This is a genomic window from Pseudomonas sp. P179 (assembly GCF_000478485.2).
GTDB lineage: Bacteria > Pseudomonadota > Gammaproteobacteria > Pseudomonadales > Pseudomonadaceae > Pseudomonas > Pseudomonas aeruginosa.
In genome coordinates this window covers 1,580,282-1,604,633 of the sequence record NZ_KI517354.1, presented here as the reverse complement: position 1 = coordinate 1,604,633, position 24,352 = coordinate 1,580,282, and the positions used below count along the sequence as shown (strand labels likewise).

The window sequence follows — 24,352 nt, the reverse complement described above, 5'->3', positions numbered from 1 at the left end:
CCTGTAAGGATTTGCCGTTCTCTGGATGTACCGAAAACTACCTGCCCAAGAAGCCGGGGCGTGATGCCCCGGCCTTTGGAGGATGGAGTTATGTCGGAGAGGGCCGGAATGGCGGTAGAGGTGGCGGGCGTTTCGGTGGCCAACAAGACCACGCTGGCTGGCGCCCTTGCGGGCGCGTTGGGCTGGCTGGCGCAGATCAACTGGGTGGGGCTGGTCGGCGTGCTGGTCGCCGTCATCGGTCTGCTGGCCAATATCTATTTCCAGGTTCGCCGCGACCGCCGCGAATCAGCCGAGAGCGCTGCCCGCATCGAGGCCATCCGGGGGCGTTGCGATGTCGAACAGCCGTAACCGCGTGCTGGTTGCCGCGCTGACCGTCAGCCTGGCCGGCTTCGGCGCCTGGATGAAGTCGGAGGATTTCAGCGCGAAACCATACGTGCCGACCAAGGGTGACGTTCCGACCATCGGTTACGGCTCCACCCGCTACGAGAATGGCCAATCGGTGAAGCTGACCGATCCGCCGATCACCCGCCAGCGCGGCGAACAACTGGCGCGCAGCCTGATGGCGAAGGACGAACAGCAGTTCCGCGACTCGCTGCCCGGCGTGAAGCTGTTCCAGGAAGAGTATGACCTGTACCTGGATTTCACGGGCCAGTTCGGCATCACCAACTGGCGCGGTAGCTCGATGCGCCGCGACTTGCTCGCCGGCAACTACCGGCAGGCGTGCGACGACCTGCTGAAGTGGCGCAACCAGGCAGGCCGCGACTGCTCGCTGCCGAAGAACTGGGGGCCGAAGGGCTGCAAAGGTGTGTGGACCAGACAGCAGGAGCGGCATGCGCAATGCATCGCCGTGCAGGTGCCGCAATGACCGCCCGCGAGCTGGGCGCCGTCCTGGCTGCGATAGCGCTGGCTGGCCTGGTGGCCAGCACGCTGACCTATCGGCACCTGTACCAGGACGCCACCGCCAACCTGAAGTCGCTGAGCGACCAGGTGGAGCGGCAGAACGCCGAGACTGACGCCAAGCTGGCCGAGCTGACCGCGCAGCGCGACATGAAACAGGCAGCGCTCAATAAGGCCGCTGCCGACCAAGAGAGGAAGGACAACGATGCTCAGGCTGAAATCGCTCGCCTTGCTGGTGAGCTGCGCGACCGCCCTGTGCGCGTGCGCATCGTCCCCGCCGCAGGTGGGGGCTGTAGTGGTGGCGCCGCAGGTGACGCAGCCGGCACCGCCGAAGCTGGTGCAGGAGACGCCGCCTCGGCCTACGGGCTACTACCGGAAGAAAATTCTCGACGCTTTAACGACTCCCTGAGCGAAGTCGAAACCCTGAGCGCGGCCTACAACTCGTGTCGCGCCCGGTTGATCCCCCAAGAGCCGACCCTGTAGGGAGGAAACCATGGCCTACACCGCATATCGGGTGCTCAAGGCACCTATCGACCAGATCGAGCGCTTCATGACCGAGGCCATCGCCGATGGCTGGCAGCCGCTCGGTGCGCCTATCCTGCTCTACCCCGACGACAAGGCCGTCTACCAGGCTCTGGTCAAGGGTACGCCGGATGGTAGTGGCACTGGCCCTGTCACCATCGTGGTAGACGACATCACCGATGCTTCCGCCATCGGCAAATCTCTGCTGACTGCCGTCAACGATGGCGATGGGCGTGCAGCAATCGGGGCCGGCACTTCCAATCTGCAGTTGGGCACCACCGCAACCACCGCCAAAGCGGGAGACTATGCGCCTGCCTGGGGGGATGTGACAGGGAAACCGGCGGTTATTGCGGCTGGTACTGATGCCGCGACAGCAAGGGGGGCTATTGGCGCGGGAACATCCAGCCTTGCGATCGGTACAACCGCTACTACCGCGGCGGCTGGCGACCACAACCATGCAATCACTGCTGATGCTGCCAGTGGGTTGGCTGCAGCCTCCAGCGTTCAAGATGCGTTCGTAGCGGTTTCGGCGCGAATCAAGGCTCTGGAGTCGGCTGCGCCGTAGATGAATGCAATATGCCATGGATGGCGCATTTGAAGGCACAGGGCCTTGCGCAGGCGGAAGGTGAGGGGGGACATTACCGCATTCCACGGAGCTTCAACCAAAGGAACGATGGCCATGTACATCAAGGTCGCTATTCGAACTGCGGCACCTATCGCCGTAGTGACTCTGCTCTCACTGCCTATATCCGCACCTGCCCAGGTCTTCAAATGCATCGACAGCAGCGGGAAAATAACCTTTTCAGATCAAGGGTGTGCAGCGGGTCACTCAGCGGCCGCGATAGACGTTGCGCCGGCGAACACCCTCGACAGCTCGCAGTACCGAAATCCGCCGCCTCAACCTGAGGTACCAGATCGCGTTGCGCCCTCGGTGCGGTCTGGCGTTCAAGTTAACGTCGTCGGGGGCGACAACGATGCAGAACGTGAGCGGAAAAGGCTTTGCAAAGAGGCCTCGACGCCCTATCCCGGATCTCGTGGAGGGCTGACCTCTGCTCAGCTTGCCGCCGCCGCGCAGTTGTGCGCGGGTGTTTCAGTTCCTATGCCTACTACACCCGCGCCGGCCGGTGGCAGTGCAAGGCGAGCACCGACGGCACCTGTAGCACCAGGAGTCCTTACCAGTTGTGATGACAGTGGGTGCTGGGACAGCAACGGGGCTAGGTACAACCGAGGCGCTGGAAATACTCACTTCCCGGCGAATGGTGGGCCAGCGTGTGAGCTTGTTGGCGGGAACATGGTGTGCCCCTGAAGTTGTAGACTACGGCCTTTTCCTACGAGGGCAGGGCATGCTGGTCATTCGATTCAAGGGCTGGTCGGTGAAACTCGACCACCAGGTGGGCAGCGCTGGGAAGTTCGGCATCTGGTCGTTCCACGGTTCGGAGAGCAGCTACGTGCCGGACATGGAGACGATTCTCCGGCATGCGGCGATCCGGCCTGCGGAGCCGAAGGGGGGCGCCGAGGTAGAGGTATTCATCTGTGATTCGCGCATGCCGCAGGATGAATGGCGGCCTGTCGGCAGCGGTGTCGCCGCTTACGAGGCGGAGCGCTGATCTCGCGCCGTGCAGTATGTACCACTTCCTGTACCAAAGCGGCGGGGTTGTGCGGGGTTATATGGGGATTTGTACAGTATAAACGGGGCTGAAAGCCCCGTTATATCGTCATCTGCGCCCCATTCGCCCCCTAAACAACCTCATAAGGAAATGTCGCGGAAACACAAGGAGGGGCTTGGAAGGCGCGGGTTACGGGGTTTTTCCCGGGTCTTCGCCGTTGTCCCGCCGCCAAAGTCCCGCCTCGTCGATCTATCGGTTGGGCGGGGCGACGCTTTATGCTGTGCGCGCCCGAATACCTTCATGGAGGAGGCGGGTTTCGGACCAGGGAGGTCGAACATGCACACGGGAGAAACACTCGCCGCCGCGCCGCCGGCACGGCCATTGCGCCAATCGCGGCTGGGCGGCCTGTCGCTGTTCCTCGCCCTGGCCGGGGTCGCCATCGCGCTGGCGGTGATGGCGCTGGCGCTCGGCGAGCGGATCGACCTCAGCGACGAGAACCATCTGCTCGGCCTGTTCGCCGCCTTGCTGGCGGTCTTCGCGGTATCGACCTGCGGCCTGGTGCTGGGCCTGGCCGGCCTGCTCAGGCGCAGCCGCAAGCGTCACCTGGCCCTGGCCGGCATCGTCCTCAACCTGTCGTGCCTGCTCTGGGGCTGGCATGCGCTGAGCACGGCGGCGGCCGCGATCCTGATGGTCCTGGGGCAAACCGGGTTGTCGTTCCTCAGCGCCCTGGCGGTGCTGTTCGGCATGATCTTCTTCCGCCAGGCCTGACCCGTTCCGCGACTGTGCGCAGGCAGCCTGGGCGCCCGCGGTTCGGCCGCTCGTTCATCGGATTGCCGGATTGCAGCCATTCGTCGCGGATTTGCAGGGGGAGGGGCTCAGCCGGGGAAGGAGGGTGCGAGAGGAGCAAAAGGTGAGCCCCGGAGGTGCGGATCTCCGGGGCTCGTGCGGCACGGTGGTGCGGGCACCGGGTCGCGATCAGCGCTGGAAGGGATAGTACAGCGCTGGATGGACAGTATAGCGCTATGCATTTCGCATGAATCCTTTAGTTAGGTCTTTTTCTCATATTTGCAGCGGTTTCGTGACCGAGGGCAATGAAGTGGCTTTTTCCCCTTGCCGCCCGCCGGAACCCATCCAACGGCTGGCATGCCCTCGTAACCGAAGTCAGAAACGCCAGTCGACGGCCAGTCCGACGCCATGGTCCTTCTCGCGGCTGCCCAGCAGGCCGTTGTAGCCCAGCCGCACGCTCACTTCGCGATTCACCGCGAGGCTGGCGTCGACGCCGAGCAGCGCGGCGTCGCGGGACAGGGCCACGCTTTCCACGCTGAATGGCTGGCTGCCGCTGGCGAACGCCAGGTGCCGTTGCGGGGTGGTGTCGCTCAGGTTGTGGCGCCAGCCGAGGGTGCCGGAGAGCGCCAGGCGGCGTCCGGCATCCAGCTCGAAATGCCGTTTCGCGCGCAGGCCCAGGGTGGTGAAGGCGGCGTCCAGGTTGTCGTCGCCACCCTCCAGGGCCGCGGCGCTACCGCGTTCGCGGAAGTCATCGCTGGCGACGTGCACGTAGGCCAGCCCGGCGAAGGGTTCCAGCTCCAGGCTGCGCCAACCCAGCGCGTAGGCGGCCTCGGCGAACAACTGGCTGCTCTGTGCGTCGAGCTTGGCCTTCTGCTTGCCGGCCACGGCGCCGTATTGCAGGTCGCGCTTGACCTCGGCGCGGTGCCAGGCGTGCGCTGCGCCGAGGCTCAGGCGCCATTGCTGCAATTGCCGGCCGAGGTAGGCGCCGAGGTGGTAGCTGTCGATGCTGGCGGAGGATTGCAGGCTGCTGTCCATGTTCAGCGAGCTGTTGCTGTAGCCGGCCACCAGGCCGAGGCGCGTGTCGCTGGCGACCTGGCTGTCGACGCCGAGCAGGAAGCCGCCGACCGAATGCCGGTAGCCTTCGCTACCGTGGCTGCCATCGGCGCTCTTGCCCCAGGAGCCGAGCGCCTTGAACCAGCCTTCGGGAGCCTCCCCGCCGGCCTCGCCGTCGCTGGTCTGGCGCAGGCGTTCGCCGACGCTGTCGCGCAGATAGCGGCTGTCGTTGAGCAACAGGCCGGCGAGCGCCGGGTAGATTTCCCCGGACAATTGCTGGAAGGCCCGTTGGGCGGTTGCGGCGTTTTCCGACAGGAGCAGGCTTTCGTAGACCGGGTTGCCGGCGCCGAGCGTTTCCACGGCCCCAGCGACCGCCGCCTGGTTGGGCGTCTGCGCGACGCTGGCGAGGGCCGTGCCGTTGCGTCCGATATCCAGGCGGATGGCGTTGGCCGCGTAGTCCAGGGTGCCGCCGAGGAACAGGTAGTTCGGCAATACCGCGTCGAAGCGCCCGTCGATGCCGCCGGCGGCGTCGAGGATGTCGTAGCGGCGGCCGACCAGGCTCTCGACCTGGGACTGGCTGAGCAGGTCGGGGCTGTTTTCCATGGCCAGGGTGACGTTGCCGCCCGCGATGCTCGCCTTGCCGCTGGCGACGATCCGGTCGCTGGCGCTTTCCGAAAGCTCCACCGCGTAGGTCGAGCCGGATTCGAAGCGCAGGTCCCCGGCGACCTCCAGGGTGCCGATGGAGTTGCCCGCGGCCACCGTGCCGCCGGAGCGCGCCAGCAGGCCGCCGATCCTGCCGCTGCCGCCGAGGGTGCCGCCGGCATTGACTTCGACGGCGGACAGCAGCGAACCGTCGACGCTGAGCAGCCCGCCATCGACCAGGGTCGGCCCGCGATAGGTGCTGTCGCCGCTCAGGACCAGGCTGCCGGCACCGGCCTTGACCAGGCTGCCCTGGTACTGGCGCTGGGCGGCGGCCTGGTCGCGGGCCATGCCGATGGCATAGTCGGTGCGTTCCTGCTGGCTGGCACCGGCCGGCAAGCCGTTTTCCCAGCCCTTGTCCTTCAGCGTCCGCTGCCAGGCCGCGTGCTCGGCGGCGTCCTCGGCCTGGCGCTGGAGCAGGGCGCTATCGGAAATCGGGTTGCTCCATTCGTCGCGCAGGCCGGCCGGGAGGTTGGCCTCGAAGCGGCCGAGCAATTGTCCAGGCCCATGCATCGCCCGACCGAGATCCGGCACGCCCCAGCCGACGGTGTCGGTGGGGGCGCCGGTCGGCGTGCCGTCGAGCTGGGTGGCGGTGGTCAGCAGAACCTGCAGCGCCTGCTCGTTGTTCAGGTACGGATAGCGCTGCATGACCAGGGCCAGCGCGCCGGTGGCGTGGGGCGCGGCCATCGAGGTACCGGACTTGTTGGCGTAGCCGCCGCCGGGCATGGTGCTGTTGATCAGGCGGCCGGGCGTGGTGATGCACCAGTACTTGGCGATGCCGCAGCGGTTGTAGCGCTGGCCGTTCTGCTGGTCGAGGCCGGACACGGCCAGCCAGTGGCCTTCCAGGTCCGGCTGGAAGTAGGGCAGGGCGGAGCGCACGCTGGCGTTGGCGTAGCCGCTGTTGCCGGCGCTGAAGACGTTGATCACGCCCTGGCGGGAGACGCCGGCGGCGGCGTCCAGCCAGGTGGAGCGCCCGTAGTGCTGGGCATAGGCGGCGTGCAGGCCGTCGAGGGTCTCGTAGCTGACGTCCTTGGGCTGGCTGCCCCAACTGTTGTTGATCGCCCGCACCCCGGCGTCGGCCAGCGCCTGGTAGGCGGCCTTGAAATAGTTCGGGTCGGGCGTCGGGCCGAACAGGAAGCTGTCGTTCTGGTTGGTGTTGGCGACATATACCTGTGCCGCGTAGGCCACCCCGTGCATGCCGACGCCGTCGCGCGAGGCGCCGAGGGTGCCGCCGACGTGGGTACCGTGGGAGTCGTTGTTGCCGTTCATCGCGCCGCTGACGCTGAACGGCGTGCCGTCGACATAGGTGCCGCTGGCCGTCACCGGCTGGTAGCGCGAGGCGGGAGTATCCGGATGGCTCGGGTCGAAACCGGAGTCCATCTCGCCGATCTTCACGCCCTGGCCGTCGATGCCGGCGGCATAGGCCTGGTCGGCCCGCATCCGTTCCAGGCCCCAGTCCTGCTGGTATTCGGCGGAGCGCCAACTGGCCGGATCGCCGGGCCGACCGGCTTCGACATAGGCGGCCGTGGCCGGCTGTGCGATCCAGGCGCCCAGCAGCAGGGCGGCTGACAACGAGGTGGGGCGAGGGCGGAAGGAGTGGTCGTCGGTCATGCGGTCTCCACGCTTTATTGGTCTTGTCGGACAGGGGTGGACTCGAAGAGACAAGGTTTAGCACCGGCTTTCGCCGCGCCGGAATTCCCAGGTGGATAGTTGACAGCCGGACAAACGGCACGCCTCCCCTCTACCGCGCCCATCGGCCAGCCTGATGCCTGGCGATTCAGCCGACTGACGCTGCTGGCGCGGCGGCGGAAGGCGCCGCATAGTGCCGATTCGACGACTAGACCGGTCGTCTGGTCCTCGCGTACGCGCCGGGCCGCGACGGCCGGCGACGACAATGAAGAGGCGAGCCATGAGCAAGACCCTCCACTACCGTGCGTGCCATCTCTGCGAGGCCATCTGCGGGCTCGCCATCGAGACCGAGAGCGACGAGGGCGGCGTGCCGCGGATCCGCTCGATCAAGGGCGACCCGCAGGACAGCTTCAGCCGCGGCCATGTCTGTCCCAAGGCGGTGGCCCTGCAGGACATCCAGGACGACCCCGACCGCCTGCGCCAGCCGTTGCGCCGGGTCGGCAGCGAGTGGCAGCCGATCGGCTGGGACGAGGCCTTCGCGCTGGTGGCCAGCCGCCTCGGCGAGATCCGCGAGCGCCATGGCAACGATGCGGTGGCGGTCTACCAGGGCAATCCGAGCGTGCACAACTACGGCCTGATGACCCATAGCAACTACTTCCTCGGCCTGCTGAAAACGCGCAACCGCTTCTCCGCGACTTCCGTCGACCAGTTGCCGCATCACCTGGTCAGCCAGCAGATGTACGGCCATGGTTTGTTGATCCCGATCCCCGACATCGACCACACCGACTTCATGCTGGTGCTCGGCGGCAACCCGCTGGCGTCCAACGGCAGCATCATGACCGTGCCGGACGTGGAGAAGCGCCTGAAGGCGCTGAAGGCACGCGGCGGCCGGTTGGTGGTGGTCGATCCCCGGCGCAGCGAGACCGCGGCTATCGCCGACCGGCACCTGTTCATTCGTCCCGGCCAGGATGCGGCGCTGTTGCTCGGGATACTCAACACCCTGTTCGAGGAGAACCTCGGTCGCCCCACGCCGCTGCCGGTCGACGGGCTGGAGCGGGTGCGCGAGGCGGTCGCGGCCTTCGACGCCGAGTCCATGAGCGCGCGCTGTGGCGTGCCGGCCGAAAGCATTCGCCAACTGGCGCGGGATTTCGCCGCCGCCGAACGGGCGGTCTGCTATGGCCGGATGGGCGTTTCCACCCAGGCCTTCGGCACGCTCTGCCAGTGGCTGGTGCAACTGATCAACCTGGTCACCGGCAACCTCGACCGGGTCGGTGGCGCGCTGTGCACCTCGCCGGCCCTGGACCTGGTGGCGAGTACCTCGGGTGGCCACTTCGGCCGTTGGCGCAGCCGCGTCTCGGGGCTGCCGGAATATGGCGGCGAACTGCCGGTGGCGGCATTGGCGGAAGAAATCCTCGGTGAAGGCGAGGGGCAGGTGCGCGCGCTGGTCACGGTAGCCGGCAACCCGGTGCTGTCCACGCCCAACGGGAGGCGGCTCGAACAGGCCCTGGACGGCCTGGAGTTCATGCTCAGCATCGACCTCTACATCAACGAGACGACCCGCTACGCCGATCTCATCCTGCCGCCCACCGCGCCGCTGGAGCACGATCACTACGACACCACCTTCAACGTCTTCGCCGTGCGTAACGTGACCCGTTTCAACGAGGCCGTGCTGCCGCGTCCCGAGGGTGCGCTGCACGACTGGGAGATCTTCGTCGGCCTGGCGCGGGCCTTCGCCGCGCGCAACGGCCTGGAGCTGAAACCGACCCTGGAGCCGCAGCAGATGATCGACCTCGGCCTGCGCGCTGGCGCCTACGGCGACCGTTCCGAGCACAGGCTGAGCCTGGCCACTCTGCGCGAACATCCCCACGGCATCGACCTTGGGCCGCTGCGGCCGAACCTGGCGCCGCGCCTGAAGACCGCCGACCAGCGCATCCAGGCCGCGCCGCCGCTGTTCGTCGACGACCTGCAACGCTTCGCCGCACAGCCGCTGCCTGCGTCCGACCAGTTGCTGCTGATCGGACGACGCCACGTGCGCAGCAACAATTCCTGGATGCACAACTACCATCGCCTGGTGAAGGGCAAGCCGCGTCACCAGTTGCTGATGCACCCGCGGGACCTGGAGGGTCGCGGCCTGGTCGACGGGCAACGGGTGCGGGTGCGCTCGCGGGTCGGCAGCGTGGAGGTGGAGGTGGCGGCGAGCAGCGAGATGATGCCCGGGGTGGTCAGCCTGCCGCACGGCTGGGGCCACGCGCGGCCCGGCGTGCAACTGGCGATCGCCCGCGCCCAGGCCGGCGTCAGCGCCAACGACCTGACCGACGAGCGTCATCTCGACCTGCTGTCGGGTAACGCCGCGCTCAACGGCCTGCCGGTGGAGGTGGAAGCGGCCTGAGCGGGTCGACGGAACGCGAGAGTAAAGCCGAGCGTCGCGCTAGGCTTTCCGATACAATACCGGTCATTATTTGCCGAGTTACCGTGTCGAAACGTTCCTGTTGAGGTAAGCCATGGACATCATCGAAACCATTAAAGAGCAGATCGCCAACAACCCCATCCTGCTGTACATGAAGGGTTCGCCGAACGCCCCGCAGTGCGGTTTCTCCTCGCGCGCGGCCCAGGTGCTGATGGCCTGTGGCGAGAAGTTCGCCTACGTCGACATCCTGCAGAACCCGGAAATCCGCGCCAACCTGCCGAAGTACGCGAACTGGCCGACCTTCCCGCAGCTGTGGGTCAATGGCGAACTGGTCGGCGGCAGCGACATCCTCGCCGAGATGTTCGAGAAGGGCGAACTGCAGACCCTGGTCAAGGACGCGGCGGCCAAAGCCAACGCCTGATCCGCGCATCCGATGAAGAGCCCCGCCTTGTGCGGGGTTTCTTTTTTGTCCGGAGAAACCAGCAAGGAAACCGGGAGCCTCCATGTCGGAAGTCAATCCTCGCCAGGGTCGCCTGGCTTGCATCTATTTCTTCGCCATGGCCGGGCTGGTCATCGGCAACCTGATGGGACGCATCCCGGCGCTCAAGGAGCAGACCCAGCTGGACGAGCGCGCGCTCGGCCAGGCCCTGCTCGGCGTCGGGGTCGGCGCGCTCACGGCGTTCCCGTTGAGCGGTTTCCTGGTCCAGCGCATCGGCAGCCGCAGCGTAGTGATCGGCGGTTGCCTGATCATGCTGCTGGTGTTTCCGCTGCTCGGCCTGAGCCAGGGCTGGTGGCAACTGGCGTTGGCCTTCTACGTGCTGGGCGTGAGCTTCGCCGGGATGGACGTGGCGATGAACATCCAGGCGGTGGATGTCGAGCGCCTGCTCGGCAAGCCCTGCATGTCCATGCTGCATGGCATGTACAGCCTCGGTTGCCTGGTCGGTGCGTTGAGCGCCGCGGCCCTGGCCGGACTGACGCCGTTCTGGCACTTCCTCATTCTCACCGCACTCGGCCTGCTGAGCCTGCCATTCTTCGTACGCGCGTTGCTTCCGCCGGACCCGAGCAAGGCGGGCGCGCGCAAGGGCGGCGGCTTCACCTTGCCGCCGCGGGCCTTGCTCGGCCTGGGCCTGCTGATTCTCTGCGCGTTCGTTTCCGAGGGCGGCGTGGCTGACTGGAGCGCGCTGTTCCTGCACAGCGTTCTGGATGCTTCCGAGCGGGTGGCGGCGCTGGGCTTCGCGGCGTTTTCCGCGGCGATGGTGGTGGGGCGGCTGTTCGGCGACCGCCTGCGCGGACGCATCGACGATGCGCCGTTGCTGCGCGGCCTGGGTTCGCTGGCCACGCTGGGCATGCTGGTGGCGCTGTTCAGCCCCTGGCCGGCGCTGAGCATCGCCGGTTTCGGGGTGGTTGGCCTGGGACTGTCGGTGATGGTGCCGATCGTGATCAGCGCTGCTGGCAACCAGTCGGGCATCGATCCGGTGATCGGGGTCGCCGCCGTCTCTACCGTGGGGTATGGCGGACTGCTGATGGGTCCGCCGCTGATCGGCCTGCTGGCCCACGAGATCGGCCTGCGCTGGGCATTGCTGGTACTGGTCGGTCTTTGCCTGTTGCTGGCCCTGCGCGCCGATCTGGTCCGGCGCAGGCCGCGCAGCGCCTGAGGCTTTCTGGCGGGCAAGAAAAAAGCGCCGGCGGGGCAGGCCGCCGGCGCTTCGTCGTGGTTCCCGATCAGTCGTCTTCGTGCATGTGCGACTGCAGGTAGTTCTCCAGGCCGACTTTCTGGATCAGGCCCAACTGGGTTTCCAAGTAGTCGATGTGCTCTTCTTCCGACTCCAGGATGTCCTTCAGCAGGTCGCGGCTGACATAGTCGTGCACCTGCTCGCAATGCACGATGGCTTCGCGCAGGTCCTTGGTCGCCTTCAGCTCCAGGTTCAGGTCGCACTGCAGCATTTCCTGGGTGTTCTCGCCGATCAGCAGCTTGCCGAGGTCCTGCAGGTTGGGCAGGCCTTCGAGGAACAGGATGCGCTCGATGAGCTTGTCGGCATGCTTCATCTCGTCGATCGACTCGTGGTACTCGTGGGCGCCGAGGCGCTTCAGGCCCCAGTCGTTCCACATGCGCGAGTGGAGGAAGTACTGGTTGATCGCGATCAGCTCGTTGCCGAGGATCTTGTTGAGGTGCTGGATGACTTTCTTGTCGCCTTTCATGCCGAATCCTGCCGTCGTAGTGGGTGTGATTCGCCAAGTTTGGCCGCGACGAAGCAGGGTGTCAAACCTAAGTTATTGAAATATAAGGGAAAAAGAATATGAATACGAATGTTTTCTTTCCGCGTTCTGCCGCTAAGTCATTGAATTGAAGGCATAAAAAAACCGGGCGCCAGGCCCGGTTCTTCTGAAAGAGGGATAAAAAATATTTTTCAGGCAGCGACGAACGCCGTAGTCCCGAACGCCGGTACCGGCTGGGCACTCTGCAGGTCGTTGAGGGTTTCGCGTACCACCTGCTTGGCCAGGCATGCGCACTTGCCGCACTGGGTACCGACGCCGGTGGCTTCGCGAACCTCACGATAGCTGCAGCAGCCTTCGTAGATGGCATCGCGGATCTGGTTGTCGGTAACACCTTGGCAGAGGCAGACGTACATGGCGATCTGGCTACTGGGAAGTTGAGTTGGAAAAGATACTAATAATAATGAGAATGATTGTCAAAGTTCCCTGGAGCGTTTTAGTCGGGTTTTTTTCGCCCCCCGACAAATGGCTTTGTCGGACAAAGACTTAGCGCCGGCTGGGGCGGGGTGTATGATGGTTGTTTCCCGGGGAACGGCGCCCCTGCCATCGAGGCTTCACGAGGAGCCGGCAGGCTGCGGTGCCGTCCTTCAACCTTCCGCTTAAAGGAGACATGGAATGAGCGTACTCGTAGGTAAGAAAGCGCCTGACTTCAACGTTGCCGCGGTACTGGGCAATGGCGAGATCGTCGAGAGCTTCACCCTGTCCGAGGCCATCAAGGGCAAGTACGGCCTGGTGTTCTTCTATCCGCTGGACTTCACCTTCGTCTGCCCGTCCGAGCTGATCGCCCTGGACCACCGCATCCCGGAATTCCAGGCGCGCAACGTCGAGGTGATCGGCGTTTCCATCGACTCCCACTTCACCCACAACGCCTGGCGCAACACCCCGGTGGACAAGGGCGGCATCGGTGCCGTCAAGTACACCCTGGCGGCCGACACCAAGCACGAGATCGCCAAGGCCTATGACGTCGAGTCCGACGGTGGCGTGGCCTTCCGTGGCGCGTTCCTGATCGACAAGGAAGGCGTTGTGCGCTCGCAGATCGTCAACGACCTGCCACTGGGCCGCAACATGGACGAGCTGCTGCGTCTGGTCGATGCCCTGCAGTTCCATGAGGAGCACGGCGAAGTCTGCCCGGCCAACTGGAAGAAGGGCGACAAGGGCATGACCGCATCGCCCGAAGGCGTGGCCAAGTACCTGGCCGAGAACGCCAGCAAGCTGTAAGAAGAGCCTGCTTCGCGCGTTGGAAAAAGCCCCGCTTCGGCGGGGCTTTTTCATGGGTTCGCGGAGGCCGGCAGCCCCATCCCAGGTCACGCGCCTCGCTCCGAAGAGGGGGAGATTGCCTGACCGGTCGCGTAGGACGGATAACGTCCTGGCATTATCCGCCTAAGTGGGCCGAGGCTCAGTCGTCGTCATCCATCCAGCCGCCCATTTCCTTCCAGCGGTTGACGATGCCGCAGAACAGCTCGGCGGTCTTCTCGGTGTCGTAGCGTGCCGAGTGCGCCTCGCGGTTGTCGAACTCCATGCCGGCGGCCTGGCAGGCCTTGGCCAGGACCGTCTGGCCGTAGGCGAGGCCAGCCAGGGTGGCGGTGTCGAAGCTGGAGAAGGGATGGAACGGATTGCGCTTGATCCCGGTACGCGCCACGGCGGCATTGAGGAAACCGAGGTCGAAGCTGCTGTTGTGGCCGACCAGGATCGCCCGCTTGCAGCCATTGGCCTTCAGCGCCTTGCGGATGCCGCGGAAGATCTCGGTGAGTGCCGCTTCCTCCTGCACCGCCATGCGCAGCGGGTGGTCAAGCTTGATGCCGGTGAATTCCAGCGCGGCCGGCTCGATGTTGGCGCCTTCGAAGGGCTCGATGCGGAAGAAGTAGGTGTGTTCCGGGAACAGGAAGCCTTTCTCGTCCATGCCGACAGTGGTCGCGGCGATTTCCAGCAGCGCGTCGGTGGCCGAGTTGAAGCCGCCGGTCTCGACGTCCACCACTACCGGCAGGTAGCCGCGGAAGCGGCGCGCCATCGGATGGCGCGGGCCGCTGGGGAGGCTGCCGTCGAATTCGTCGTCGAAGTTGTCTTCGCTCATGCCCCGGCCTCCAGCAGTTTCCAGCGGAGTGTCTCGCCGGCGCGCAGCGGCACCACGTCGAAGTCGCCGAAGGGGAGGCTGGCGGGCGCCTGCCATTCCTCGCGGACCAGGGTGATCCGGTCGGTGTTGCGCGGCAGGCCATAGAAGTCCGGGCCGTGCAGGCTGGCGAAGCCTTCCAGCTTGTCCAGCGCATTGCGCTGTTCGAAGGCCTCGGCATACAGCTCGATGGCGGCGTAGGCGCTGTAGCAGCCGGCGCAACCGCAGGCGGCTTCCTTGGCGTGGCGGGCATGCGGCGCCGAGTCGGTGCCGAGGAAGAATTTCGGATTGCCGCTCACCGCGGCGTCCAGCAGGGCTTCCTGGTGGGTGTTGCGCTTGAGGATCGGCAGGCAATAGAAGTGCGGACGGATACCGCCGACCAGCATGTGGTTGCGGTTGTACAGCAGGTGATGGGCGGTAATGGTCGCGCCGACGTTGGCCGGGGCTTCCCGGACGAACTGGGCGGCGTCGCCGGTGGTGATGTGCTCGAAGACCACCTTCAGGGTCGGGAAGCGCTCGACCACCCGGCGCAGGTGCTCGTCGATGAACTGCTTCTCACGATCGAATACGTCGACCTCGGCGCGGGTCACCTCGCCATGCACCAGCAGCGGCATGCCGACCTCGGCCATCGCCTCGAGCGCTTCGAAGATATTGTCGATGCGGGTCACGCCAGAGTCCGAGTTGGTGGTGGCGCCTGCCGGATAGAGCTTGGCGGCATGCACAAAGCCGCTGGCCTTGGCGGTACGGATTTCCTCGGCGCTGGTGCGGTCGGTGAGGTACAGCACCATCAGCGGCTCGAAGCGGCTGGCGGCGGGGCGGGCGGCGAGGATGCGCTGCCGGTAGGCGTCGGCTTCGGCGGCGTTGCGCACCGGCGGCACCAGGTTCGGCATGACGATGGCGCGGCCGAAGGTGCGGGCGGCGTCGCCGACGGTATTGGCCAGCGCGGCACCGTCACGCAGGTGAATGTGCCAGTCGTCGGGGCGCAGGAGGGTGAGACGGTCGGACATGGGGCTTCCAGGACGGGATTTCGTGGGGGGAAATGCTACCGGAAAAGGGGGGGCGGGGCACTCGCTATCAAGTTTTGTCCGGGCCGTCCGATACATCCTTCGTATTTGGACGCTTTCCCGGAGCCCGCCGTCGTGCAGCCGCGCCTTCTTCTATTGCCTTTCCTGCTCAGCAGCCTGCCGGCGCTGGCGGTGACCTTCCAGACGCGGCTGGAGAGCGTCGAGTGGAAGGTCGAAGGCGACCAGTTCGAATGCCGCCTGTCGCAGCCGGTGGCGAATTTCGGGGTCGGCGAGTTCGTCCGGCGTGCCGGCGAGCAGGCGACCTTCCGCCTGAAGCCCGAGGCCCAGTGGCTGGGGCGCGGGTCGGCGACCCTGCTGGCTGCCGCGCCGCCCTGGCGACCGGGACAGGGCGACATCAACCTTGGCCAGGTCAGCATCGGTAGCGGCGAGGTGCCGTTCAACAGCAACCAGCAACAGGCCGGTCGGTTGCTCACCGGCCTGCTCGAGGGGCGCAGCCCGCTGGTCCGCCATCGCACCTGGCAGGGCGATCGCCTGGAGGTGCGCCTGCTGCCGGCGCGCTTCGCCAGCGTCTACAGCCAGTACCAGGCCTGCATCGCCAAGCTGCTGCCGGTGAACTTCGACCAGGTCAAGCTGGCCCAGGTCGGCTTCCCCGACGGCGGCACGGCGCTGAACGACGTGGCGCGAGCCAAGCTGGACATCATCCTGCAACTGCTCAAGGCCGATCCGAGCATCAACCGGATCGAACTCGACGGGCACTCCGACAACAGCGGCAACCGCCTGACCAACCGCGACCTGTCGCGCCGCCGCGCGCTGGCGGTGCAGGAGTACCTGAAGAGCAACGGGGTGCCGGAAAGCCAGATCAACGTGCGCTTCTATGGCGAGCGCTACCCGCTGGTGGCCAACAACAGCGCCGCCAACCGTGCGCGCAACCGCCGGGTCACCGTGCACCTGTCGCGCGAGGCGGTGGTCGAGCCGGCGACGGAAGCGCCGAAGGCCGAGGACAAGCCGGCGCCGCCCGCGGCAGAACCTGCCGCACCGAAGCCTCCGGCCGCCTCGCTTCAGGGAAAACCCACGGTTTGAGTCGCGCAAACGATAGAATCTGTCGCTTTTGCGTCTAAAGCTGTCGCCCCTCTGTAATTTCCCGAATGCCCTGCGTAGAATTGTCGCTTTTCGTGACGACCCCCGTGGAGTGATGGCATGGCGGATGTGAAGAAGGTAGTCCTGGCGTATTCCGGCGGCCTGGATACCTCGGTAATTCTGAAGTGGTTGCAAGATACCTATAACTGCGAAGTGGTGACCTTCACCGCCGACCTCGGCCAGGGCGAGGAAGTCGAACCGGCTCGCGCCAAGGCCCGCGCGATGGGCGTCAAGGAAATCTACATCGACGACCTGCGCGAAGAATTCGTCCGCGACTTCGTCTACCCGATGTTCCGCGCCAACACCGTCTACGAAGGCGAGTACCTGCTGGGCACCTCCATCGCTCGTCCGCTGATCGCCAAGCGCCTGATCGAGATCGCCAACGAGACCGGCGCCGACGCCATCTCCCACGGCGCCACCGGCAAGGGCAACGACCAGGTCCGCTTCGAGCTGGGCGCCTACGCGCTGAAGCCCGGCGTCAAGGTGATCGCGCCCTGGCGCGAGTGGGACCTGCTGTCCCGCGAGAAGCTGATGGACTATGCCGAGAAGCACGGCATCCCGATCGAGCGCCACGGCAAGAAGAAGTCGCCGTACTCGATGGACGCCAACCTCCTGCATATCTCCTACGAAGGCGGCGTGCTGGAAGATACCTGGACCGAGCACGAAGAAGACATGTGGAAGTGGACCGCTTCCCCGGAAAACGCGCCGGACACCCCGACCTACATCGAGCTGACCTACCGCAAGGGCGACATCGTCGCCATCGACGGCAAGGACATGACCCCGGCCGAGGTGCTCACCGAGCTGAACCGCGTCGGCGGGATCAACGGCATCGGCCGCCTCGACATCGTCGAGAACCGCTATGTCGGCATGAAGTCCCGTGGCTGCTACGAGACCCCCGGCGGCACCATCATGCTCAAGGCCCACCGCGCCATCGAGTCGATCACCCTGGACCGCGAAGTGGCCCACCTGAAAGACGAGCTGATGCCCAAGTACGCCAGCCTGATCTACACCGGCTACTGGTGGAGCCCGGAGCGCCTGATGCTGCAGCAGATGATCGACGCCTCGCAGGTCAACGTGAACGGCGTAGTGCGCCTGAAGCTGTACAAGGGCAACGTCGTGGTGGTGGGCCGCAAGTCCGACGACTCGCTGTTCGACGCCAACATCGCGACCTTCGAGGAAGACGGCGGCGCCTACAACCAGGCCGATGCCGCGGGCTTCATCAAGCTCAACGCGCTGCGCATGCGCATCGCCGCGAACAAGGGCCGCACGCTGTCCTGACCGACGCGCGCCGCCGCCTGAGATGGAACGAAGAACCCCGGCCATGAGCCGGGGTTCTTCGTTCCTGATTGCTGAAAGCGATAGCCGGGGCCGTTCAGGAAGACTTCTGGATCAGTTCGATCTTGTAGCCGTCCGGGTCGGTCACGAAGGCGATCACGGTGGTACCGTGCTTCATCGGCCCGGCTTCGCGGGTGACCTGGCCGCCGTTGTTGCGGATGTCGTCGCAGGCCTGGTAGGCGTCGTCGACCTCGATGGCGATATGGCCGTAGCCGGTGCCGATCTCGTAGGCATCCACGCCCCAGTTGTGGGTAAGCTCGATCACCGCGGAATCCGCCTCGTTGCCATAGCCGACGAAGGCGAGGGTGAACTGGCCGTCGGGATAGTCGTTCTTCCTGAGCAGGGTCATGCCTAGCACCCGGGTATAGAAATCGATCGAGCGATCGATGTTTCCGACCCGGATCATGGTATGGAGAATGCGCATTTTCATTGCCTCGAGCTTCACGGTCAAAGGCGGATTTTACCATGTGGCCGGCAACCGGCTGCGAGATCGGGATCGTCCCCGTCCCGGCGACCGGCCCTTTGCCGGACTTCCCTTCCTACGGGGCGTTTCGCCTCTTCCCTGGGCCGGCCGTCGATAGCCGGTCGGCCTGCCTCCGCCACCCTCCCGAGCTGCCCGCTGCGTCTCCGAGCGTGCCAGGCGTCCCGCCCCCGGTGACCGGCCGAAAGCTCGCTGCGCCTTCGCCATGAGGTCGGAAAAAAGGGGGGTTGACCTTGCCAAGGTGTCAAGGTTGATAACCGGCCACGGAAGCGGTTTCGTCCAGCCAGGCCACGCAGGCTCAGACCAGGAAGGCACAACAATGAATCTCAGACACTTCATCCGCATCACCGCGACGCTAGGTGTCGCGGCCCTTATCGCTGGCTGCGGGGAATCGGCGCCGCCGGGGGCGGCGAGCGCCCCGCCAAGCGTTCCCGTCGCCGAGGTGGTGGTTCGCCCGGTGACACCCTACGCCGAGTTCACCGGCTCGCTGACCGCTGTCGAGCAGGTAGAACTGCGGCCGCGCGTCGCCGGCTACATCCAGGACGTTACGGTGCCGGAAGGCCGCCTGGTGGAGAAGGGCCAGCAACTGTTCCTCATCGACCCGCGCGTGTTCAAGGCGGCGCAGGATGCCGCCAGGGCACGCCTGCGCGAGGCCGAGGCCGCGGCGTTGCTGGCGCGCACCGAACACGAGCGAGCCGAGCTGCTGTATGCGCGGAAGGTCGTCGCCCGGGAGCGGCTCGACAGCGCCATCGCCTCGCGCAATGCCAGCAAGGCCCAGGTCGATGCGGCCAGGGCCGCCCTCGACGCGGCGCAACTGGATCTCGGCTTCACGCGGGTGACGGCACCGATCGGCGGGCGTGTCGGGCATATCCAGGTCACCGAGGGCAACTACGTCACCAATGGCGTCACCGCGCTGACCAGCATCGTTTCGGTCGATCCGCTGTACGTGTACTTCGATGTCGACGAGCGCACCTACCTGCAGGCCCTGGCGCCGACCCGCGGCAGGGAAGGCGAGCAGGCCCCCAGGGTCAAGGTGGCGCTGCTCACCGACGAGTCCTATGGACGAAGCAGTCGCCTCGATTTCCTCGCCAACGCCGCCGACCGCGGGACCGGCACGGTCCGGGTTCGGGCGGTGGTGGACAACCCGGACGGGCAACTGACGCCGGGGCTGTTCGCCAAGGTCAGGCTGGAGACCGGCAAGCCTCGCGCGCAGGTGCTGGTCGCCGACCATTCCATCGGCACCGACCAGGGCAGGCGCTATGTGCTGGTCGTCGACGAAGGCAACAAGACCCAGTACCGGCCGGTGGAACTCGGCCCGATGGTCGACGGCCTGCGGGTCGTCCGCCAGGGCCTGCAGCCGGGCGAGCGCATCGTCGTCAAGGGCCTGGTCCGGCCGGACATGCAGATCACACCGCGCCTTGCGGAAATCGATGGCACGCCCGTCGACCTGTCGAAGACCGTGGGGGCCGCACAATGACATTCCCACGCTTCTTCATCGATAGGCCGATCTTCGCCATCGTTCTTTCGGTGCTGATGATGATCGGAGGCATCGTTTCGTTCTTCCAGTTGCCGCTGAGCGAATACCCGGCGGTGACGCCGCCGACCGTGCAGGTGACTACCGCCTATCCCGGCGCCAACCCCGACGTGATCGCGCAGACGGTGGCGACACCGCTGGAGCAGGCGATCACCGGGGTCGAGGGGATGCTGTACATGTCCTCGCAGTCGGCCACCGACGGGCGAATGATCCTGACCATCACCTTCGACCAGCACATCGATCCCGACATGGCCCAGATCCAGGTGCAGAACCGGGTCTCGCGGGTGCTCTCGCGCCTGCCCGACGAGGTGCAGCGGCAGGGCGTGGTCACCCAGAAGACCTCGCCGGACATCCTCATGGTGGTGCACCTGCTGTCGCCGGAGCAACGCTACGACCCGCTGTACATCTCGAACTACGCCTACCTCCAGGTGCGCGACGAACTGCTGCGCCTGCCGGGGATCAGCGATGTGGTGGTGTGGGGCGCCGGCGAGTACAGCATGCGCCTGTGGCTCGACCCCGACCTGATCGCCGCGCGCGGGCTGACGGCGGGCGAAGTGATCGCCGCGGTACGCGAACAGAACGTCCAGGTGGCGGCCGGCGCCGTCGGCCAGGCGCCGGACTCCACCGCGGCCTTCCAGGTCACGGTGAATACCCTCGGGCGGCTGAGCGACGAAGAGCAGTTCGGCGACATCATCGTCCGCACCGGCGCCGACGGCCAGGTGACGCGCCTGCGCGACGTCGCGCGGATCGAGATGGGCGGCGATGCCTATGCGCTGCGCAGCCTGCTGGACGGCGAGCCGGCGGTGGCCTTGCAGATCATCCAGAGCCCCGGAGCCAACGCGCTGGATACCGCCGAAGCGGTGCGTGCCACCGTGGCGAGGCTCGAAGGCAACTTCCCGGCCGGCCTGAGCGCGCGCATCGCCTACGACCCGACGGTGTTCGTCCGCGCTTCGTTGCAGACCGTGGCCACCACCCTGCTGGAGGCGATCCTGCTGGTCGTGGTGGTGGTGGTGCTGTTCCTGCGTAGCTGGCGTGCTTCGCTGATTCCGCTGATGGCCGTGCCGGTCTCGCTGGTCGGCACCTTCGCCGTCATGCACCTGATGGGTTTCTCGCTGAATACCCTGTCGTTGTTCGGCCTGGTGTTGTCGATCGGCATCGTCGTCGATGACGCCATCGTGGTGGTGGAAAACGTCGAGCGCCACATCGAGAACGGCGAGCCGCCGCTCCAGGCCGCGCGGCGTGCGATGGACGAGGTCACCGGGCCGATCATGGCGATCACCTCGGTGCTGGCGGCGGTGTTCATCCCCACGGCCTTTCTCAGTGGCCTGCAGGGCGAGTTCTATCGTCAGTTCGCCCTGACCATCGCCATCTCCACCATCCTGTCGGCGCTCAACTCGCTGACCCTCAGCCCGGCCCTGGCGGGCCTGCTGTTGCGTCCGCGGCCGGCCGGAGGTGCGGTGGCGGGGCGCTTCCAGCGACTGCTCCAGGTCCTCGGCCGACCGTTGCGAAATGCCCCCGAGGCCTACGGCAACGCGGTGCGCAAGGTGGTGCGGGTGAGCGGCCTGGCCCTGGTGGTGTATGGGGGCCTGCTTGGCCTGACCTGGGTCGGTTTCCAGGCGGTGCCGCCGGGCTTCGTGCCGATGCAGGACAAGTACTATCTGGTCGGCATCGCCCAGTTGCCGAACGGAGCGTCGCTGGAGCGTACCGATGCGGTGGTCAGGCAGATGTCCCGGATCGGCCTCGACGAGCCGGGGGTGGAGAGCGTCGTGGCCTTCCCGGGCCTGTCGGTGAACGGTTTCGTCAACGTGCCGAACGCCGCGGTCATGTTCTTCATGCTCGATCCGTTCGAATCGCGCACCTCCGCCGATCTCGGCGCGCTGGCCATCGCCGGGCGCCTGCAAGCCAGGTTCGCCAGCATTCCCGACGGCTTCCTCGGGGTCTTCCCGCCGCCGCCGGTACCGGGGCTGGGAACCATCGGCGGCTTCAAGATGCAGGTCGAGGATCGCGGCGGCGCCGGGCTGGAAGCCCTGGCCAGGCAGACCCAGGTGCTGATGATGAAGGCCACTGAGTCCGGCCAGCTCGGGGGCTTGATGACCAGCTTCGATATCAATGCCCCGCAGCTCGAGGTGGTGGTCGACCGCACCAAGGTGAAGAGCCAGGGCGTTCGCCTGGCCGATGTGTTCGAGGCATTGCAGGTCTACCTCGGCTCGCTGTACATCAACGACTTCAACCGCTTCGGTCGCACCTACAAGGTCACTGCCCAGGCCGATGCGCCGCACCGCATGCAGGCCGAAGCCATCGGGCGCCTGCAGGTACGCAATGCCGCCGGGGCGATGTTGCCGCTGTCCTCGTTCGTCACCGTGACGCCCAGCTCCGGTCCCGACCGGGTGATCCACTACAACGGCTATCCGTCGGCGGATATCAGCGGCGGCGCGCTTCCCGGCGTCAGTTCGGGACAGGCGGTGGCGTTGATGGAGCGCCTGGCCGGCGAAGTGCTGCCCGAGGGCATGACCTTCGAATGGACCGACCTGACCTACCAGCAGAAGCTGGCCGGCAACAGCGCGCTGTTCATCTTCCCGCTGTGCGTGCTGCTGGCCTACCTGATCCTCGCCGCGCAGTACAACAGCTGGCTGTTGCCGCTGGCGGTCCTGCTGATCGTGCCGATGTGCCTGCTCAGCGCGATCGCCGGGGTGTGGCTGGTGGGCGGCGACAACAACGTGTTCGTCCAGATCGGGCTGGTGGTGCTGGTAGGCCTGGCGGCGAAGAACGCGATCCTGATCGTCGAGTTCGCCCGCACGCTGGAGGCCGAGGGCGCCCGTGCGCTGGAGGCGGTGGTCGAGGCTTGCCGCCTGCGCCTGCGGCCGATCCTGATGACCTCGCTGGCGTTCATCGCCGGCGTGGTGCCGTTGGTCATGGCCAGCGGCGCCGGAGCGGAAATGCGCCAGGCGATGGGCGTCGCGGTATTCGCCGGGATGCTCGGGGTGACGCTGTTCGGCCTGTTCCTCACGCCGGTGTTCTACGTACTGGTACGGGCACTGGCGGCGCGCCTGGAGCGACGCGCCGGCGGCAGCCTGGCGCATCTGGAGGGAGGCCGTCCATGAAGCCATACCTGCGGTCTTCGTTGAGCGCGCTGATCCTGCTGGGCGGCTGTGCCGCGGTGGGGCCCGACTATGCGCCGCCGAGCGCGTCCGCACCGGCCAGCTTCGGCGCGATGCCGGCGGGTATCGATGGCAGTGGCGTGGAGATCGAGTGGTGGCGCGGGTTCGACGAGCCAGCCCTGGAGTCTCTGATCCAGCGGGCGCTCGCGGCGAACCTCGACATCGCCCTTGCCGGCGCGCGCCTGGACGAAGCGAAGGCGCTGCTGCGCGAGAACCGCGAAGAGTTCCTGCCGCGCGGCGGCCCGGCGTTCGATTACCAGGCCCGGCGGCGCGGCGAGGTGGAAACACCGGCCGGCCAGCAGCGCGACATCGAGACCTATCGCGGCGCGCTGGATGCTTCCTGGGAAATCGACCTGTTCGGCCGGGTGCGGCGCTCGGTGGAGGCCGCCGAGGCGCAGGCGGGCTCGCGCGAGGCCCTGCTGCGCAACGTGCAGGCGAGCGTCGCGGCTACGGTTGCCATGTCCTGGTTCCAGCTACAGGGCATCGAGGCCGAACTTGCGGTGGTCCATGACATCGCCGGCAACCAGCGCGACAGCCTGGAGATGGTCGAACGCCTGGTCAGCGCCGGCTCCGCCCACGAGTTCGACCGGTTGCGCGCCGAAGCGTTATTGCACAACGTCGAGGCGGCCGTGCCCGACCTCGAACGGCGCCGCGCCGCCACCCGCAATGCGCTGGCCGTTCTCCTCGCGGAAGCCCCGCAGGCCTTCAGCCCGCCGGTCGCCCGTGCCTCCGGGGAAAGGCTGACGCTCCGCACCCTCGGGGTCGGCGACCCGGCGGGACTGCTGGCGCGTCGCGCCGACATCGCCGCGGCCGAACGCAACCTGGCGGCCGCGACCGCACGTATCGGCGTCGAGACCGCGGGGCTGTATCCGCAGGTCGAGGTACGCGGCTCGATCGGCCTGGTCGCCGGCAATCTCGATGCTTTGGACGAGAGTGGTACGTCCTTCAACGTCCTGAACCCGGTGATTCGCTGGGCGTTACTCGACCGCGGTCGCGTGTGGGCGCGGATCGCCGCCAGCGAAGCCCGTGCGCAGGAGGCATTGATCCTCTACGACCGGACGGTACTGCGCGCCCTGCAGGAGACCGATGATGCCTTCAACGGCTATGGCGCTGCCGCTGACAGGCTCCGCCTGCGCCTGCTCGAGGCGACGGCCAATCGCGAGGCGGCGCGCCTGGCCCGGGAGCGCTTCGTCCAGGGGGACGGCGAGTACCTGGACGTGCTCGAGGCGGAACGCTCGGACTACCTCAGCCGGCGCGCATTGAGCATCGCGCGCACCGAGCAGCGCCTTGCCGTCGTGGGTATCTACAAGGCGCTGGGGGGTGGCTGGGAGGCCTGCGCGGGGGCGCGGCGCTGTGGCGTGGCTACCGACGATACCTCTCCAGGCGTGGCACGGCAGCGCGACAGTCGCTCCTGATCAGCCGCCGGCGGCTTCCGGCCGCCGGCCTTCGCTCGACTGCCTGGGTCGAGGGCCGTGCGGCGCGTCCTCCGGTTATTTGGCGAACCCCGGGAGTACGGATTGCCTGGCGCGGATCACTCGTCCCTGTCCGCCTTATCGATAAGTCGGTTCCGAACTCTTTTTCGGTAGTTCATTCAGATGGATGAGTGAAGAGGGCAGATGGAAAGTATCTGCTCGGGAATTCAATGTTCAGAAGAGTGGAGAAGTATTACTTTCTCACTGTTCTTCAGGTACGTTCCGGCTG

At 66.4% G+C, this 24,352-nt stretch carries 22 protein-coding genes; 16 read left to right on the top strand and 6 right to left on the bottom strand.

The window, feature by feature from the left end; translation table 11 throughout:
* Positions 1-108: 108 nt before the first annotated feature.
* From HMPREF1224_RS20080 to HMPREF1224_RS20055, 7 genes are all read left to right on the top strand, one after another.
* On the top strand, positions 109-348 hold the full coding sequence (locus HMPREF1224_RS20080) for a holin (RefSeq protein ID WP_235582425.1): 240 nt from the start codon (positions 109-111) through the stop codon (positions 346-348).
* Positions 332-865 carry a glycoside hydrolase family protein gene (locus HMPREF1224_RS20075; RefSeq protein ID WP_010793290.1) on the top strand — a complete coding sequence of 178 codons (534 nt, stop codon included), beginning with the start codon at positions 332-334 and terminating at the stop codon, positions 863-865. Before HMPREF1224_RS20080 ends, HMPREF1224_RS20075 begins: the two co-directional genes overlap by 17 nt.
* Complete coding sequence (locus HMPREF1224_RS20070; protein WP_010793289.1) at positions 862-1,380, top strand: hypothetical protein; 519 nt, start codon at positions 862-864, stop codon at positions 1,378-1,380. Before HMPREF1224_RS20075 ends, HMPREF1224_RS20070 begins: the two co-directional genes overlap by 4 nt.
* 10 nt (positions 1,381-1,390) lie before the next feature.
* A complete protein-coding gene (locus HMPREF1224_RS20065; protein ID WP_010793288.1) occupies positions 1,391-1,984 on the top strand; it encodes a DUF1737 domain-containing protein in 594 nt (197 codons plus the stop codon).
* A gap of 108 nt (positions 1,985-2,092) precedes the next feature.
* Positions 2,093-2,725 (top strand): DUF4124 domain-containing protein, encoded by a 633-nt coding sequence (locus HMPREF1224_RS46180; protein WP_079386562.1) that lies wholly within the window; start codon positions 2,093-2,095, stop codon positions 2,723-2,725.
* 37 nt (positions 2,726-2,762) lie between these two features.
* Entirely contained in the window at positions 2,763-3,026 is a 264-nt protein-coding gene (locus tag HMPREF1224_RS20060; RefSeq protein WP_010793287.1) for a hypothetical protein, read from the top strand.
* 336 nt (positions 3,027-3,362) lie between these two features.
* Positions 3,363-3,794: a hypothetical protein gene (locus tag HMPREF1224_RS20055; RefSeq protein WP_003104261.1), complete on the top strand. Its 432-nt coding sequence runs from the start codon at positions 3,363-3,365 to the stop codon at positions 3,792-3,794.
* A 393-nt stretch (positions 3,795-4,187) separates the two neighbouring features.
* On the opposite strand, the gene HMPREF1224_RS20050 is transcribed toward HMPREF1224_RS20055, so the two are convergent.
* The gene (locus tag HMPREF1224_RS20050; RefSeq protein ID WP_010793286.1) at positions 4,188-7,175 is read right to left on the bottom strand and encodes an autotransporter serine peptidase EprS; all 2,988 of its coding nucleotides are present in this window, start codon (positions 7,173-7,175) and stop codon (positions 4,188-4,190) included.
* 298 nt (positions 7,176-7,473) lie between these two features.
* On the opposite strand from HMPREF1224_RS20050, the gene HMPREF1224_RS20045 reads away from it, so the two are divergent.
* From HMPREF1224_RS20045 to HMPREF1224_RS20035, 3 genes are all read left to right on the top strand, one after another.
* Positions 7,474-9,582 carry a molybdopterin oxidoreductase family protein gene (locus HMPREF1224_RS20045; RefSeq protein ID WP_003104264.1) on the top strand — a complete coding sequence of 703 codons (2,109 nt, stop codon included), beginning with the start codon at positions 7,474-7,476 and terminating at the stop codon, positions 9,580-9,582.
* A gap of 112 nt (positions 9,583-9,694) precedes the next feature.
* Positions 9,695-10,021 (top strand): Grx4 family monothiol glutaredoxin, encoded by a 327-nt coding sequence (gene grxD, locus HMPREF1224_RS20040; protein WP_003092082.1) that lies wholly within the window; start codon positions 9,695-9,697, stop codon positions 10,019-10,021.
* 82 nt (positions 10,022-10,103) lie between these two features.
* Positions 10,104-11,255, top strand: coding sequence for an MFS transporter (locus tag HMPREF1224_RS20035; RefSeq protein ID WP_010793285.1), 1,152 nt, complete (start codon positions 10,104-10,106; stop codon positions 11,253-11,255).
* Positions 11,256-11,322: 67 nt separating this feature from the next.
* Here HMPREF1224_RS20035 and bfrB read toward each other — a convergent pair whose 3' ends face one another.
* Together bfrB and HMPREF1224_RS20025 are read right to left on the bottom strand one after the other, a co-directional pair.
* Positions 11,323-11,799, bottom strand: a complete 477-nt coding sequence (gene bfrB / locus HMPREF1224_RS20030) for a bacterioferritin BfrB (protein WP_003092078.1) — start codon at positions 11,797-11,799, stop codon at positions 11,323-11,325.
* Positions 11,800-12,008: 209 nt separating this feature from the next.
* Positions 12,009-12,230: a bacterioferritin-associated ferredoxin gene (locus HMPREF1224_RS20025; RefSeq protein WP_003092075.1), complete on the bottom strand. Its 222-nt coding sequence runs from the start codon at positions 12,228-12,230 to the stop codon at positions 12,009-12,011.
* 259 nt (positions 12,231-12,489) lie between these two features.
* Between HMPREF1224_RS20025 and HMPREF1224_RS20020 the strand changes: the two genes are divergently transcribed.
* The gene (locus tag HMPREF1224_RS20020) at positions 12,490-13,092 is read left to right on the top strand and encodes a peroxiredoxin (protein ID WP_003092073.1); all 603 of its coding nucleotides are present in this window, start codon (positions 12,490-12,492) and stop codon (positions 13,090-13,092) included.
* Between the two features lie 178 nt (positions 13,093-13,270).
* Here HMPREF1224_RS20020 and rnt read toward each other — a convergent pair whose 3' ends face one another.
* Both rnt and pyrC read right to left on the bottom strand, forming a co-directional pair.
* A complete protein-coding gene (rnt, locus tag HMPREF1224_RS20015) occupies positions 13,271-13,945 on the bottom strand; it encodes a ribonuclease T (RefSeq protein ID WP_003092070.1) in 675 nt (224 codons plus the stop codon).
* Positions 13,942-14,988, bottom strand: coding sequence for a dihydroorotase (gene pyrC / locus HMPREF1224_RS20010; RefSeq protein WP_003092068.1), 1,047 nt, complete (start codon positions 14,986-14,988; stop codon positions 13,942-13,944). Before pyrC ends, rnt begins: the two co-directional genes overlap by 4 nt.
* A 132-nt stretch (positions 14,989-15,120) precedes the next feature.
* Between pyrC and motY the strand changes: the two genes are divergently transcribed.
* Both motY and HMPREF1224_RS20000 read left to right on the top strand, forming a co-directional pair.
* Positions 15,121-16,086 carry a flagellar protein MotY gene (motY, locus tag HMPREF1224_RS20005; RefSeq protein ID WP_003092066.1) on the top strand — a complete coding sequence of 322 codons (966 nt, stop codon included), beginning with the start codon at positions 15,121-15,123 and terminating at the stop codon, positions 16,084-16,086.
* Between the two features lie 117 nt (positions 16,087-16,203).
* Positions 16,204-17,421, top strand: coding sequence for an argininosuccinate synthase (locus tag HMPREF1224_RS20000; RefSeq protein WP_003092065.1), 1,218 nt, complete (start codon positions 16,204-16,206; stop codon positions 17,419-17,421).
* Between the two features lie 94 nt (positions 17,422-17,515).
* Here the strand turns inward: HMPREF1224_RS20000 and gloA are convergent, their stop codons facing one another.
* Positions 17,516-17,902 carry a lactoylglutathione lyase gene (gene gloA / locus HMPREF1224_RS19995; protein WP_003110007.1) on the bottom strand — a complete coding sequence of 129 codons (387 nt, stop codon included), beginning with the start codon at positions 17,900-17,902 and terminating at the stop codon, positions 17,516-17,518.
* Between the two features lie 376 nt (positions 17,903-18,278).
* On the opposite strand from gloA, the gene mexP reads away from it, so the two are divergent.
* The 3 genes from mexP to opmE are packed head-to-tail and all read left to right on the top strand — an operon-like array spanning position 18,279 to position 24,066.
* Positions 18,279-19,436 (top strand): multidrug efflux RND transporter periplasmic adaptor subunit MexP, encoded by a 1,158-nt coding sequence (mexP, locus tag HMPREF1224_RS19990; RefSeq protein ID WP_003119548.1) that lies wholly within the window; start codon positions 18,279-18,281, stop codon positions 19,434-19,436.
* Complete coding sequence (gene mexQ / locus HMPREF1224_RS19985; RefSeq protein WP_003112892.1) at positions 19,433-22,594, top strand: multidrug efflux RND transporter permease subunit MexQ; 3,162 nt, start codon at positions 19,433-19,435, stop codon at positions 22,592-22,594. The genes mexP and mexQ overlap by 4 nt, the downstream gene beginning before the upstream one ends.
* Complete coding sequence (gene opmE, locus HMPREF1224_RS19980; protein WP_003112893.1) at positions 22,591-24,066, top strand: multidrug efflux transporter outer membrane subunit OpmE; 1,476 nt, start codon at positions 22,591-22,593, stop codon at positions 24,064-24,066. Before mexQ ends, opmE begins: the two co-directional genes overlap by 4 nt.
* Positions 24,067-24,352 lie beyond the last annotated feature (286 nt).

Bases quoted from the DNA above. Each gene is read 5' to 3' on its own strand.
- HMPREF1224_RS20080 (WP_235582425.1), top strand. From the start codon at position 109: ATGGCGGTAGAGGTGGCGGGCGTTTCGGTGGCCAACAAGACCACGCTG.
- HMPREF1224_RS20075 (WP_010793290.1), top strand. From the start codon at position 332: ATGTCGAACAGCCGTAACCGCGTGCTGGTTGCCGCGCTGACCGTCAGC.
- HMPREF1224_RS20070 (WP_010793289.1), top strand. From the start codon at position 862: ATGACCGCCCGCGAGCTGGGCGCCGTCCTGGCTGCGATAGCGCTGGCT.
- HMPREF1224_RS20065 (WP_010793288.1), top strand. From the start codon at position 1,391: ATGGCCTACACCGCATATCGGGTGCTCAAGGCACCTATCGACCAGATC.
- HMPREF1224_RS46180 (WP_079386562.1), top strand. From the start codon at position 2,093: ATGGCCATGTACATCAAGGTCGCTATTCGAACTGCGGCACCTATCGCC.
- HMPREF1224_RS20060 (WP_010793287.1), top strand. From the start codon at position 2,763: ATGCTGGTCATTCGATTCAAGGGCTGGTCGGTGAAACTCGACCACCAG.
- HMPREF1224_RS20055 (WP_003104261.1), top strand. From the start codon at position 3,363: ATGCACACGGGAGAAACACTCGCCGCCGCGCCGCCGGCACGGCCATTG.
- HMPREF1224_RS20050 (WP_010793286.1), bottom strand. From the start codon at position 7,175: ATGACCGACGACCACTCCTTCCGCCCTCGCCCCACCTCGTTGTCAGCC.
- HMPREF1224_RS20045 (WP_003104264.1), top strand. From the start codon at position 7,474: ATGAGCAAGACCCTCCACTACCGTGCGTGCCATCTCTGCGAGGCCATC.
- grxD (WP_003092082.1), top strand. From the start codon at position 9,695: ATGGACATCATCGAAACCATTAAAGAGCAGATCGCCAACAACCCCATC.
- HMPREF1224_RS20035 (WP_010793285.1), top strand. From the start codon at position 10,104: ATGTCGGAAGTCAATCCTCGCCAGGGTCGCCTGGCTTGCATCTATTTC.
- bfrB (WP_003092078.1), bottom strand. From the start codon at position 11,799: ATGAAAGGCGACAAGAAAGTCATCCAGCACCTCAACAAGATCCTCGGC.
- HMPREF1224_RS20025 (WP_003092075.1), bottom strand. From the start codon at position 12,230: ATGTACGTCTGCCTCTGCCAAGGTGTTACCGACAACCAGATCCGCGAT.
- HMPREF1224_RS20020 (WP_003092073.1), top strand. From the start codon at position 12,490: ATGAGCGTACTCGTAGGTAAGAAAGCGCCTGACTTCAACGTTGCCGCG.
- rnt (WP_003092070.1), bottom strand. From the start codon at position 13,945: ATGAGCGAAGACAACTTCGACGACGAATTCGACGGCAGCCTCCCCAGC.
- pyrC (WP_003092068.1), bottom strand. From the start codon at position 14,988: ATGTCCGACCGTCTCACCCTCCTGCGCCCCGACGACTGGCACATTCAC.
- HMPREF1224_RS20000 (WP_003092065.1), top strand. From the start codon at position 16,204: ATGGCGGATGTGAAGAAGGTAGTCCTGGCGTATTCCGGCGGCCTGGAT.
- gloA (WP_003110007.1), bottom strand. From the start codon at position 17,902: ATGCGCATTCTCCATACCATGATCCGGGTCGGAAACATCGATCGCTCG.
- mexP (WP_003119548.1), top strand. From the start codon at position 18,279: ATGAATCTCAGACACTTCATCCGCATCACCGCGACGCTAGGTGTCGCG.
- mexQ (WP_003112892.1), top strand. From the start codon at position 19,433: ATGACATTCCCACGCTTCTTCATCGATAGGCCGATCTTCGCCATCGTT.
- opmE (WP_003112893.1), top strand. From the start codon at position 22,591: ATGAAGCCATACCTGCGGTCTTCGTTGAGCGCGCTGATCCTGCTGGGC.